Genomic DNA, 13,827 nt, shown 5'->3' on the forward strand with positions numbered 1-13,827 from the left:
TTTAATAGGAACTTATTATGAGTACTTCAGCCATTATTTTTATGATTATTTCAATGCTGCTTATCTGGGGCGGTTTGATTGCCGCAATTTTACATCTAAGAAAGCATCCTGACATTCCTATGAGTGAATTGCCAGATGATCATATTTATTAGTCTCTAATAGCTAATGAACGTGTGAATAAAAAAATGCCAGTCAGATTTTCCTGACTGGCATTTTTGATTTTATATCTTAAAAAATATACATGGAGCAATCGTTAGCGCAAGTTGAGTTCGGGTACCGTTTGACCACGCTTACTATAGAACTCGATGACAAACTCATCAAACTTGTCTTGTTCAATGGCATCTCTCATGCCCTGCATCAAACGCTGATAGTAACGCAAGTTATGAATAGTCGCCAACTGAGCACCTAGCATCTCTTTGCATTTATTGAGATGGTAGAGGTAAGCTCGGCTGAAGTTCTGGCAAGTATAGCAGTCGCATTCAGGATCTAGTGGGCCTTCGTCATTGCGATACTGGCTATTACGGATACGTACCACGCCTGCGTTGTCTGTATCGCCTGTGACAAAGTAATGACCATTACGCGCGTTACGAGTTGGCATCACACAATCAAACATATCGACACCGCGACGTACACCTTCAACCAAATCCTCAGGCTTACCAACGCCCATCAGATAGCGCGGTTTATCCGCTGGCATATCATCAGGGAGATAGTCTAGGACATCCATCATCTCATCTTTTGGCTCACCAACAGACAGACCACCGATGGCATAACCATCAAAGCCAATATTTAGCAGGCCTTCAAGTGATTGCTGACGTAAATCAGGATACATGCTGCCTTGTACGATACCAAATAAGGCATTGGTGCTGCCCAGTCTGTTGTGCTCATCCACGCAGCGTTGTCCCCAACGTAATGATAGCTCTAACGATTTTTTGGCTTCGTCATGAGTGGCAGGATATGGCGTACACTCATCAAACTGCATGACGATATCTGAGTTTAAGCTATACTGAATTTGCATCGATTTTTCTGGAGACAGGAATACCTTAGCACCATCGATAGGAGATTTGAAGTCGACACCTTCTTCGGTGATTTTACGCATGGCACCCAGACTGAATACTTGGAAACCACCTGAATCAGTCAGGATAGGCTTGTCCCAATGCATGAACTTATGCAAGCCGCCAAACTTATCAATCACCTCGGTACCTGGACGTAACCATAGATGAAAGGTGTTGCCCAAAATAATATCCGCACCGATGGCCTCGATATCACGTGGCAGCATACCCTTGACCGTACCATAAGTACCAACAGGCATAAAAGCAGGCGTTTGCACGTCGCCATGATTGAGATGAACTGTACCACGGCGTGCACGCGTGTCACCGCTGGCCGTTTTGTGTAAGACAAATTGCATATGATTATCACTATTTACGCTATGAAAATGGCGATAATTATAGCATTGTTAGCGGTTTTTTTGGACATATAGTCAGAGAATCACTGAACTGCTACGGCGTTACCCTCCCTAAATGTACTACTTGTACCATTATCATTCGGCTGCCTTGTACCCGTTTTAGCGTTATTTGATTCTAAATATTAGGTGTCATCGGTATACGGTGTGATACACACTTTGATTAATATTGATTTGTCATAACCAAAAAACACAGATAGCACCCCAAAAGACACAGACAGCAAGTGTCGTCATTGATAAAGTACCAATCATACAGGTGGCGCACTCAAAGTCATCAGGCTTATTTTAAGAAATAGATTTATTTTAAGAAACTAGGAAGACAATATGAAAAAGACAGGTTACTTATTATTAATGGGCGGATTATTATTGATATCAAAAGGGGCGATGGCTGCTGAGACAGAAGAGCCAGAGTACACGTTATTGTCGCAAACAGGCGACTTTGAGCTGCGTCGTTATGACGAGCAGCTCGTGGCGCAAACGTGGGTGAGCGGCGATCAAGATTCCGCCAGTCGAGAAGGGTTCAAAGTGTTAGCGGACTATATTTTTGGTAATAACACAGCACCAACGGGCGGCAGTAGTAAAATTAGCATGACAGCGCCTGTGACCATGCAGCCCAATAATAAAAAAAGTGAGACCGACTCACAGAAAATCGCGATGATAGCACCAGTGAGTATGCAGCAGGAGGATGGGAAGTGGCGCGTGCAGTTCACTATGCCCAGTCAATATACGATGCAAACGTTACCAAAGCCTAATAATCCAAATGTTGAGATTATTGAAGTGCCTGCACAGACTTATGGTGTGATTAAGTTCTCTTGGCTCGCAGGAGAGGACAAAGTAGCGGAAAAAACCGCAGCGTTGCAAACATGGATGCAAGACCAGAATCTAACGCCTACAGGCGAGCCTGAATTGGCACGTTATAACCCACCTTGGACGTTACCATTTTTGCGCCGCAATGAGGTGATGATCGCTTACGAGTCAAAATAGTAACCGCAGCTCAAGGTATCATTTTTAATGAGTATGTTATTTATCTGCTCTAATGATTCATAGGTTTATAAAAATTAGCCCCATAAAAAAAGACAGCAATCGCTGTCTTTTTTGTATTCAAGATTTTGGGTAGCTTGTCTAGTTTTTTTGCTCGCGGATGATATTGAGCATACGGCGTAATGGTTCAGCTGCGCCCCATAGCAATTGGTCACCGACGGTAAATGCGCCTAAATATTCAGGACCCATATTCAGCTTACGTAAACGGCCCAACGCAACAGTCAAAGTACCAGTGACAGCCACTGGCGTTAAGCGGTTTATGGTTGCTTCTTTGTCGTCTTCAACCAAATCCAACCACTCGTTGCCGCTGTTTTTAAGTGCTGCTTCGATTTCTTCTAGTGGAATGTCTTTTTTGAGCTTGATAGTCAGCCCTTGTGCATGGCAGCGCATCGCACCAACACGGACACACATACCATCGATAGCAATCTTATCAGCTTCAGAATTACCAAGGATTTTGTTGGTTTCAACACCACCTTTCCATTCTTCTTTTGACTGTTTGTTTTCTAACTGAACATCAATATAGGGAATTAAGCTACCGGCTAGTGGCACACCAAAGTACTGGGTAGGAAAGTCATTCGAGCGCTGAGTTTGCGCGATTTTTTTATCAATTTCAAGAATGGCGCTAGCAGGATCAGCCAGCTCGTCTTTGACGGCATCATGTAATATGCCCATGCCGCTAATAAGTTCGCGCATGTTGTTGGCACCAGAGCCACTAGCGGCTTGGTATGTCATGGCGCTGACCCATTCGACCCAGCCTCTATTAAATAATTCACCGATAGCCATCAACATCAATGACACGGTACAGTTACCACCAATGAAGTCTTTTGTACCATTGGCTAGGGCGCTATCGATGACGGTACGGTTGACAGGGTCAAGGATGATGATGCTGTCATCTTTCATACGTAGTGTGCTTGCCGCGTCGATCCAATAACCACTCCAACCACCATCACGTAGCGGCTGATGCACTTTTGAGGTGTAGTCGCCACCTTGGCAGGTGATAATCACATCACAAGCAGCAAGTGCTTCAATATCATGAGCATCCTTTAGTTGACTGGTTTCAATACCCTCGAATGTGGGCGCATTGCCGCCAGCATTACTGGTTGAAAAAAATACAGGTGTGATGCCGTTGAAGTCGTTTTCTTCTTGCATACGTTGTATCAATACTGACCCGACCATACCGCGCCAGCCTACCAAGCCTACTGTCAAATTACTCATGAAATCCAATCCTATTTACAGTTATTTGTTGCATCGTCAACCAGTAACAATGCCGTGAATGGCCTAAAAAAGCAAGACGTTTTGGCCATTATTTGGTCGTTTTTCATGCACAATTAACTATGTTCACTATAACTTTAAGTTATTACTGTCAATTGGGATAGCGCTAGCATTGTAATTATTTATTGTCATTGCCATAGTATCGTTATTCACCAGTAGGCGAAAATTCTATGAAATGCTACAGTAACCTTCACTATCTACAATCAATAGCCAATCTTAGACAAAATACATAGATGGCAGCACGAGACTGAGTCTCATTTTTTGACATGCTTTGCTCCGCTGTTGTTCATCTTTTAGCTCATGATGTCTGTCGTTATTGGCATTATTATCACTTTAACAAACGGTTAGTAACTACTATGGATCTCTCACTCTTCTATTACGGTATACAGTGGTTGGCAGGATTCATCGCATTTGTCACGATTTGGGGCTGGATACCACTTGATAACTGGTGGGTACGTGGCGTTGAGTTTCCACGTATTCAGATCATGGTGCTTGGCATCGTTGCGTGGATTGGTATGCTAGGGTTTTGGTCAGAGTGGCAGACCGGGCAGTGGGCGCTGTTTATTGTGCTTAGTATTACTTTGGCGTTTCAATTGAGAATGATACTGCCTTATACCAAATTATGGAAAAAAGAGGTTCAAAAAGCAAAGGATAAATCAGACAAGCAAGCACATCATATAAAAATCATGGTATCAAACGTCCTTACCCCTAATGATGACACACAAAAACTGGTGGCGTTGGTTGAGCAAAAACAGCCTGATATTTTGATTACTTTAGAAACTGATAAAAAGTGGGAGAAAGCTTTACATCAAATCGAGTCTGACTATCCTTATACGGTAAAAGTGCCGCTTGATAATCTGTACGGTATGCATCTCTATTCTAAGCTTGAGCTGATAGATCCTGACATTAAGTATTTGATCATTGATGACATACCATCCATTCATACGCAAATGCGTCTGCAAAGTGGTCGAGTGATTTGGTTGTACTGCTTGCATCCTATGCCGCCCAGTCCAACAGAAGCAGACAAATCAACCACTCGCGATGCTGAGCTACTGATGGTTGGTAAGCACATAAAAGAAAACGATCAAACGGCGATATTGGCAGGTGATTTAAACGATGTGGCATGGTCAAAAACCACTCGCCGTTTTCAGCGCATCTCTGGATTGCTAGATCCTCGTATTGGTCGACACTTTATCAATACCTTTCATGTCAAATACCCGTTTTTGCGCTGGGCATTGGATCATATTTTCCATAGTGCTTGTTTTACGGTAGTAGATATCAAGCGTATGCCATCGATAGGTTCCGATCATTTTCCTGTGATGACAACTTTGCAGTATGAGCCAGAAGAGGCCAGCCAGCAAGAGGGTAATGCCCCTACTGCAGAAGCCAATGATATAAAAGAGACAGATCACAAAATACACGAGGGTAAAAAAGAAGGTAAAAAGGTTTCAGAAGAGCATCGGCAAGAGCAGCGCCGTTTTGTTTAAGATAGGGTATAGCTTGTGCGTTGAAAAGCGTAAAACTTGCCACTGTCACGTAAGCATATGCTTACGCTAAATAAGGTCTTTAGCTTCTATTCCTACCAAATTGATTGACCTATAATAGCAACCATCAACACAAGGATACGTAAGGATACAGTGTTGAGATGGTACTAATAAAGCACAGGTCAGCCCACTGTCTTATATTACTGTTCGCGACTTAGGATGAGTCGACAAGGAAGAAAGATAATAATAACGTGAAGTGTAAAAGCTCCGAACCAATCGCCCTAGGTTCGGAGCTTTTCTTTGTGCATGTTTTTTAGATGTGATGGGTTGCTGAGATATCAGTTATTACATTGAGTTATCTGTACTTGACCAACTTGCTGTCAACTATGCCGATTAGAGAAACATCAGCCATCGGCTGCATTGTTTGATGTGGCCAATCAGGGTTGAGAGGTTTGAGGTACATGTCATTTTTGCCTTCACCAATAACAACTTGCTTGAAATTAGCTTGCTTCTCATCATGACAGCGGATAATGAGTAAATCACCGTCTTTTAATTCTTCTAAAACTATATTGGGCTCTACATAAATTATTTCTTTAGGCTTAAATTCAGGCCACATACTTCTTCCTTGAATGATAAGTCCAAAAGCGCGTGCAGATAAATGAGGCAGACTTGGTATCCAATCGACTACATGGTTCAGTATCGTCAGTGGACTGTTAGAAAAGCTAGCAGCTGCTATCCAGCTGATTATAGGAGTCATCCCTTTATTTTTATATTCTATAAAGGTATCTTCAAAATGGGTCGCAGTTTCTAGAGGTAAGTCATCATTTTTATAGATATTGTTTTTTTGTTCGTCACCTACAAGTAGCCAATCAGTATTACAGCATAAGTAGGTAGCCAGTTTAGAGGCATATATACCTGAGGGCTTAGTATTACCACTTACCCAACTTGATATAGTCGCTTTACCTGCACCTGTTGCTCTTTTGATATCTGCCTGTATGATATTCAGTTCATACATCCTTTCGATGATTCTATCTGCTGTACTCTTCATGAATTAACCATTTTTTTGAAATGTTGTATATAATAAAAAAAAGGATACATGCATTTGCATATACCCTTTTATTATTTCAGCGACTCATTGTTTCTTAGCCAACTACTTGTACGTATGCACCGGCACGTAGCTCTTGTAGCCAGTCTTCTTTGGCTTGCGGTGCTAGACGTTGGTACAACGCTTGACGCGCCATATTGCGACGGTACTGCTCGCTAACATCTTGCTGACGTGTCTCGTCTACTTTCAAAATATGCCAGCCAAACTGGGTTTTGAAGGGTGCAGAATAATCGCCAACCGTTGTATTTTTCATCACGGTTTCAAATGGGCCGACCATATCTTCTTGGCTCACCCAGTCAAGATCCCCACCGCGACCCGCTGACCCTGGATCATCTGAATAGGTCGATGCTAGAGCAGAAAACTCAGCACCACTACGCAGTTGCTCATACAAATCATTGATTTTTTGCTCAGCTAGCGCATCCGTCTGTAGCTCATCTACTTTGACCAAGATATGACGAGTATGCCACTGCGGTATCAGCATCTTGTCGCTGGCTTTTTTGTCTGCAAGCTTGATGATGTCAATACCTTCTGGCGTCAATATAGGTTCGCTGACCGTGCCCACATCCAGTTTGGTGATTTGAGTTGATAGCTCTGTTGGTAGAGAAGCGGCTTTGTGAAAGCCCATATCGCCGCCTTGTAGCGGGATAGGATAGCTGCCTTGGCTTGCTGCAACGGCTGCGGCGACATCGACATTGGGTTCAAGCAGGCGAGTACGCAATGCTTGTGCGACTTTTAGTGCTTCTTCACGCTGAGCTTCTGATAGGCGGCTATAGTCGTCCATATAAGGAACGCGCACGTGGACTGTTTGATATTCGCTTTGGTTTAAGCGTTTTGCTTCAGGCGAGGCCAAAAAGGCATCAATGTCTTGCTCACTGATACGTACTCGACGTGTGATTTGACGCTGTTGTAATTCCTGAATAGCAGTATCTTCAATGAGCTTGGCACGTAGACCAGCATAACTGCCAGGCTGAGTGGCATCTAGACGTTGCTGCAATGCTGAGATACTACTGAGACCTTCAGCTTTAGCAATCTGACCAAGTCGTTGATTGATATCAGCATCGTCAGGTGATAAGCCGTTACGTTTGACCAGCGACAGCTGTAGCTCACGCAAAATAAGGGCATTTAGAACCTCAGTTTGCAGTTGTGCTGAGTTTGCAATCGGCTCTCCTGCGGCTTGGGCGCGAGCTTGGGTTTGTGCCACTGCATCGATCAATTCGCTCTTTAAAATAGCGTTGTCGTTGACCAAAGCAATGATGCCATCGGTACTGTTGGCAGGTGTCAAACGGTTGACAGAGCTTTGTTCAGTAGTGGCCGATGCTTTAGCGACGGCAGGTTTTACCGTTGCCGCGTGAGCGCTTAGTGTCAGTGCGAGACTGGCACTCATAGATAGCAATACTGCTTGGCTGATCTGACCTAAAGAAAAAAATCTCATGAAGTTCCTCATCAATATCATTGTATCGGATAGTAGTCAATCAACTCGATCCAATACGCTTAAATAGTAAAATATTTGGCAGCGTTGCCCATCATACATAATAGGGATAGAAATAATGTCTTACAAATACCGTTATAAGTAATGCTGTCATCTAAAGCACAGTTTTTAAAACAATTAGACTTGTATTGCTAAATCTAGAGCGAAACAGCCACCACCGATTTTATATAGGTCATCGGTGGCATGTGGTCTCGCGTAGATACTATCTTGGTCTTTCCAAGCTTAATCTTTCCAAGCTGTTTGCACAGGTTCAAACCCTAAAATCTTGTCAGAAAGTAATCTGGTCAAGCGACTACTACCGCTACCCAGACCATTCAATCTGATTTCTGCCATGATGGCTTGTGTGGGCTCGTCTTTGACATTTAGGTCATTATAGTAACGGCGACCATACACGGCAAAACCAAAACAGCAGTCTTCATAATCAACACCGAACAGTGAATCAAGCATCTTGTTACGATTGTAATCGTATTGACCTTGAGCCAATATCCGCCAGCTGTTATTGATGGGGAAAACAGCGGATGCAGTAAATGCCGATAGCGGCAACTGATCTGTGTTTTCATCGCGCTGGCGTTTGACAAAGCCCACATTGAACAAGCTGTTGTCTGATGGCTGATAGCGCAGTTCAGTTGTCACATAATTCAAATCATAGCTGTTGGTCAGCGCGCCACTGACATCAATCCAAAAATTATTATAAGGTTGAGTGCTAGTATCCCATACCATTCCAGAAGAAGAAGAGGTAAAGACAGGCTGCTCATCATTTAGTGTTACACGCCCGTCATCCATATAGAACTGCTCTGCAATGCTACCATCAAAACGTGTCACACCCGTTGCATCGATGTAACGATAGTTGACACCAGGCGTAATAGCGTGCAAATCCTGCAAACGATCATGACCTAAGAACCAACTGTCTGAAAACAGCTGTTCATAGTTGATAGAGGCAATACGAGTATTAAAGTTAGGGATGTCGTTTTGGTCTTCGTATGGCGAGTAGGTATATTTCAATCTTGGGCTTAGCAACTGATAGCCACCCATCGTATCGTCAAAAGCCCCAAAAGGCGACCCTGCTTGATAGAAATTCAGACCGGCATCGATGCTGGCTTGCGGGACAAATACAGACTGGTTACCGTCTTGTTCACTAATCTGATTATCGGCTAAGCTGTCCTCATCATAAGAGGTATAAAGATGCTGCAAGCTTAATTTGGGCTTAATGTAACCCCAAGAGGTCTGCATTGGATAGACGGCACTTAGCTTATTATAAATGCGCGCCCCACTTTTTTCGTTTTCAGAGCCATCGTCGATAGATTTTTTGAAGTAGGCAGAATCATGCACACCCGTAATATCAAAATTCTTCGCCCACGGTAGTCGATAGTCAAGTTTGAGCTGTGGCAATCGTGAGTAAGGTTTGTCTTTGTCTTCTAGTGCTTCACCATTATCAGTAAAGGCGTCTAGTGTCTGAAACGTCTCTACCTTTAGTTCGCCATCGACATAATCGTTATAGTAGTTGACTCGAGCACGGCGTGGCAAGTTTATGGTGCTGTCAGATAGACCTAGAGTGTCAAAATCATTCACATAGTCGGCATCTGATACATAGTTGTATTCGGCATCACCGCTTAACCGAGGAATGCTTTTTGATGACCAAGAATGATCATAAAAAAGGCTCTTACGGTCTTCGTCGTTATATTCTTTATCATTTGGCAGATACGAGCCGTTAAAAATACCTTCGCCGTAGTTCTCTGTCAGATAGCGGAATTCACCTGAGACCATAGGGTTACGGTCAGTATAAATATGCGTGTTGAGCGTCGCATCGTAGTTGGGCGCTAGATTGAAATAGTAAGGAACATCTACCTCAAGACCGCTTTCGCTACTGACACTGGCACTCGGCAATAAAAATCCGCTACTGCGACGACTGTCTATCGGGAAGTTAAAGTAGGGCAGATAAAAAACGGGCACATCGGCCACTCGAAAAGTCGTGTTATAGGCTTCACCGCGACCGGTATCTGTATTTAAATCGATGCTCTTAGCTTCAAACTGCCATTTACGGTTGGTTGGCGGACACGTACTAAACATGACTTGATCCAGCTCATACTCACTGTCGCTAGGCTTATTCAAGTGTTTGGCATAGCCGTGTGCTTGCAAATCAACGCTGGCAAAAGCCACATCATTTGCTGTGGATTGCCCCGTTTCGGTATTGTAATTCAGGCTATCTGCAACCCCAATCAAGCCACCTTGTGAGGCTTTATCGTTCAGTCTTCTTGACGCATTGCCTTTGGCATTACGCTGGTTTTGAGCGTTGCTACGCTGAGCGGTTTGTCCGATGGCTTTGTCAGTAAACATGACATTGCCTTGTGCCGCCGCAATGCCATTGCTCAAATCAAGCATGACCTTTTCTGCTTCGATATGCTGTTTGCCCTGATTGACAATGACATTGCCCGATAGCTCAGCATAGTTAATATTGTTGTAGTAACTATAATCTGACTCTGCAAATAAAGGCGCTTGACTGTTAGGGACATCGCTAACATTAAGCGCAGGCTGTCCGTTTGCACCACCCGCTTCGTTCACTGCCCGCTGATAGTTAGGGTTGCTGGTTGGGTAGACCCATTGACCTTCACAGCGCTGTGCACTGTCGACTGAGTGCGGCAATAGCTGCAAGTTCCGACCTACCTGTGGCGTGGTCTGTGCAGTAGGGGTCAATGAATGAGATACCGACGTATTTGAATTACGATCTCTGTCAGTCACCGCATTGTTGTCGATGGTATTTAATGTTGAGGTATCAGTGTCAGGCGTCAACTCATAAAATTCTGCCAAACGCATTAGGCTGGCTTGAATACTCTCATCATTAAAATCAAGCTTACCATTTTTGCGCGTACGCTTAGGGGTCTCTACAGCAGTAGGCATGACAACGTCATCCATACGCATACCATTGTTTACTTGAGTACTGGTTATTCGATTGCCGTTCGTTTGATCGTTGAGCTGTGCAGCAGGCTCTACCATATTGGTAGCAGCTAGCGCATCTGCATCATTATTGATGCGAGTTATCTCTAATGTATCGACATTGCCTAGAGTGTTATCTGAGGCAGTATCGTCTGTTAAAAAGCTATCTTGACTGATACTGGCGTCAGCTGAGATATCAGAATAGCTGTTGGTACTATCAGTCATCAATGGCTCGGTATTTCGCGTGTCAGCATCGCTGATAGCAGCACTCACAGCTAGACTGGATAAGCCTAGTGCACCGAATAAAATCAAGCGAATGCTTTGGTAAAGCGGAGAATATAACAAGGGCACACCTATGATTGCAGAGCCTATTGGATTGCGTTACTGAGCATTGTATTACGACAAACTGTGTTACTGCAGATTACGTTAATAAATGAGTCGCTGTATTGTCTAATAATAACAATACCGACAAAGAGTGTCTGACCGTGTATCGCTGAGAATGAGAAAGCAACCTTGCTCACTGAGCATGCTATCTCAAGAATATGGGCGTTTTACATATAATGACGACTAATCATAGTCAAAAAAAACCAAATCAGCTACACTATTTACCAAAATTTGTAATATAGCTGAACTGTTTTTTGCTGAGTACAGAGTTTTGGCTTAGCGCTAGCGCTTGAATCACCTCTTAATATGACTGTCACCGTTGCTATGACAGCGTAAGATGTCACTATTTTAGCAAGTATTTGCCTGACTTATCACTACTTTAATTATTTATGATTTATATTTAACTGGCGATGCCCATTATGACTGATAAAATCTCTTTAGAAACTGACATGACTGATAACAATCATGAGCGTAATCAGCAATTAAAATATTGGCTGCAGCAAGTATTTGCAGACAAACCTTTTGTCTTAGACAGCCTACCTGGTGATGCAAGCGCCCGTCGATATCATCGCATTCAGTTTGCGGACAATCAGGAAATAGCAGATGTGCGTTATATCGTGATGGATTCTGCTGATGAGCAGGATGCCATGCGCCAGTTTATTAATGTTGCAGAGCTGATGTCATCTGCCATCAATGTGCCGAGCTTTGTCGCACAAGACTTGGATAAAGGGTTTTTGGTGCTACAGGATTTTGGCACAGTAGAGTTCGCTCATTTGCTCACGGATGCGGCACCTGCTCAGATTAATGATCATTATCAATTGGCCATGCAGACATTGGCTGATCTACAAACTGTGCCAGTTGAGACCGCAAAATCTCAGTACCAGCTACCAGATTATGATGCTGAGTTATTAGATCGCGAGATGAATCTATTTAGCGAGTGGTTCATGCCTTATGTTGGCGTAGAGCTAGAGACAACTGTGTGGGGTAACCTAAAGTCAGCGTTAATGACTGAAATCTTACAACAGCCACAGGTCATTGTTCATCGCGATTATCACAGTCGCAACTTGATGCAAGACCAAGCAGATATCTCCCGCTTGGGTGTGATTGACTTTCAGGACGCTGTGATCGGGTCTTATACGTATGATTTGGTCTCTTTAGTACGCGATGCGTATGTTGACTGGTCGGAGAGTCAAATATCTAGATGGGTTGATGATTTTTGGCAGTTGCAACAGCAAAGAGCCATCGCCACCACTGACACAGTAGCCCAGCTCGAAAACGATATGAATGTGATGGGTGTACAGCGCCACCTTAAGGTGCTAGGCATATTTATTCGACTGTCTGAGCGAGATGGCAAAGACCGCTATTTGGCTGACATCCCTAAAGTGATGCGTGATTTGATTGCTGAATTAAACTGGCTGGCCGAGCAGGGTAGTCATGAGATAAAACAGGCAGTGCTACCGTTTAACCAGTGGCTGCAAGACACTGTTCTACCTGCGTATCAAGATAAATTCAAAATTGCCTCGCTATAAGCTGTATCAGAAAAACTGAACATTTAGACAATACAACAAGGAGCGCATATGTCGAATGCTATGTCCACACCTAACATTACGCAAGCCATGATTTTGGCTGCTGGCAAGGGTACCCGCCTGCGTCCACTGACACTTGAGACCCCTAAGCCGTTGGTTGAAGTTGGCGGACAGCCACTCATTGTTTGGCATATCAAAGCGCTACAAGCGGCAGGTATTACCGATATTACCATCAATGTATCATGGCTGGCGGACAAGCTCATGGACACGCTGGGTGATGGCTCTCAATACGGTGTCACACTGCATTGGTCTGTGGAAGATGATGAACCGCTTGAAACAGCGGGCGGTATTTTTCAGGCATTACAATCAGATAAGTTACGAGACGAGCCATTTATTCTCGTCAATTCTGATGTTTGGACGACCTATGATCTTGCTCAGTTGCGAGACTACGAATTAGGTGCTGATCAGCGCGCGCATTTACTACTGATTGACAACCCAGAACACAATGATGGTGGTGATTTTGCTATCAATAACGGTCTTGCTAGTGAGCAGCCTGTTGGTGATGCAGACAAGCATACCTTTGCGGGTATCAGCGTCATGTCGCCGAAATTGGTAGAAGGGCTAGTATCAGGACAGCCTGCCGCGTTGGCACCACTGCTCAAACAAGCCATGCTTAAGTTTCAGGTTACCGCTGAAGTCATTACCGACAATTGGATAGATGTGGGTACCCTTGAGCGCTTAGCCCAAGTAAACGAATTTATTGAACAAAACAATATCGATAATCATCAAGGTCGACCACGCTAACGTACAGAAAATCTAATAAAACCGCAGTCATAAAAAAACCGCAATAAAAAAAGCAGCGCCAATCAATCGGCGCTGCTTTTTTATTGTTATCAAGTATAACTATTAAACATTGTTGTTGATTATTAAGCCAACTCTTAAACACCCATGGCCAGTTTAATTAACTGTGCGATCGTAAATACCACCAAAAATCCAGTTAAATACAAGCCAAAAAACCATGCCCATTGGGACTGTTTTTTACTGATTTTTTTCATATAGATCTCCTGATTAGCTTCTGAGATGTGGTCACCACAAGTGAATAATGACACCCACAGTTTCTAGCTGATCTGCGAGGT

10 protein-coding genes are annotated in these 13,827 nt (G+C 43.6%); 5 read left to right on the top strand and 5 right to left on the bottom strand.

Going from position 1 to position 13,827, the window contains the following annotated elements; translation table 11 throughout:
• Nucleotides 1-17 precede the first annotated feature (17 nt).
• A complete protein-coding gene (locus I6E86_RS03490) occupies nucleotides 18-152 on the top strand; it encodes a methionine/alanine import family NSS transporter small subunit (protein WP_194362890.1) in 135 nt (44 codons plus the stop codon).
• A gap of 101 nt (nucleotides 153-253) precedes the next feature.
• Here I6E86_RS03490 and tgt read toward each other — a convergent pair whose 3' ends face one another.
• Nucleotides 254-1,405: a tRNA guanosine(34) transglycosylase Tgt gene (tgt, locus tag I6E86_RS03495; RefSeq protein ID WP_197175336.1), complete on the bottom strand. Its 1,152-nt coding sequence runs from the start codon at nucleotides 1,403-1,405 to the stop codon at nucleotides 254-256.
• A gap of 378 nt (nucleotides 1,406-1,783) precedes the next feature.
• Here tgt and I6E86_RS03500 point away from each other — a divergent pair, with 378 nt between their 5' ends.
• Entirely contained in the window at nucleotides 1,784-2,443 is a 660-nt protein-coding gene (locus I6E86_RS03500) for an SOUL family heme-binding protein (RefSeq protein ID WP_197175338.1), read from the top strand.
• A gap of 138 nt (nucleotides 2,444-2,581) precedes the next feature.
• Here I6E86_RS03500 and asd read toward each other — a convergent pair whose 3' ends face one another.
• The gene (gene asd / locus I6E86_RS03505) at nucleotides 2,582-3,715 is read right to left on the bottom strand and encodes an aspartate-semialdehyde dehydrogenase (protein WP_197175340.1); all 1,134 of its coding nucleotides are present in this window, start codon (nucleotides 3,713-3,715) and stop codon (nucleotides 2,582-2,584) included.
• A gap of 413 nt (nucleotides 3,716-4,128) precedes the next feature.
• Between asd and I6E86_RS03510 the strand changes: the two genes are divergently transcribed.
• Nucleotides 4,129-5,259 carry an endonuclease/exonuclease/phosphatase family protein gene (locus I6E86_RS03510; RefSeq protein ID WP_197175342.1) on the top strand — a complete coding sequence of 377 codons (1,131 nt, stop codon included), beginning with the start codon at nucleotides 4,129-4,131 and terminating at the stop codon, nucleotides 5,257-5,259.
• Nucleotides 5,260-5,611: 352 nt separating this feature from the next.
• Here the strand turns inward: I6E86_RS03510 and I6E86_RS03515 are convergent, their stop codons facing one another.
• The 3 genes from I6E86_RS03515 to I6E86_RS03525 form a co-directional block, all read right to left on the bottom strand.
• Nucleotides 5,612-6,304 carry a S24 family peptidase gene (locus I6E86_RS03515; RefSeq protein WP_197175344.1) on the bottom strand — a complete coding sequence of 231 codons (693 nt, stop codon included), beginning with the start codon at nucleotides 6,302-6,304 and terminating at the stop codon, nucleotides 5,612-5,614.
• A 94-nt stretch (nucleotides 6,305-6,398) separates the two neighbouring features.
• Entirely contained in the window at nucleotides 6,399-7,793 is a 1,395-nt protein-coding gene (locus tag I6E86_RS03520) for a peptidylprolyl isomerase (protein WP_197175346.1), read from the bottom strand.
• A gap of 279 nt (nucleotides 7,794-8,072) precedes the next feature.
• Nucleotides 8,073-11,126, bottom strand: a complete 3,054-nt coding sequence (locus I6E86_RS03525) for an LPS-assembly protein LptD (RefSeq protein WP_197175348.1) — start codon at nucleotides 11,124-11,126, stop codon at nucleotides 8,073-8,075.
• Nucleotides 11,127-11,584: 458 nt separating this feature from the next.
• On the opposite strand from I6E86_RS03525, the gene I6E86_RS03530 reads away from it, so the two are divergent.
• On the top strand, nucleotides 11,585-12,694 hold the full coding sequence (locus I6E86_RS03530) for an aminoglycoside phosphotransferase family protein (RefSeq protein WP_197175351.1): 1,110 nt from the start codon (nucleotides 11,585-11,587) through the stop codon (nucleotides 12,692-12,694).
• Nucleotides 12,695-12,742: 48 nt separating this feature from the next.
• Nucleotides 12,743-13,495: an N-acetylmuramate alpha-1-phosphate uridylyltransferase MurU gene (gene murU, locus I6E86_RS03535; protein WP_227680520.1), complete on the top strand. Its 753-nt coding sequence runs from the start codon at nucleotides 12,743-12,745 to the stop codon at nucleotides 13,493-13,495.
• The last annotated feature ends 332 nt before the right edge of the window (nucleotides 13,496-13,827 follow it).

It is taken from the genome of Psychrobacter sp. SWN149 (assembly GCF_015864565.1).
GTDB lineage: Bacteria > Pseudomonadota > Gammaproteobacteria > Pseudomonadales > Moraxellaceae > Psychrobacter.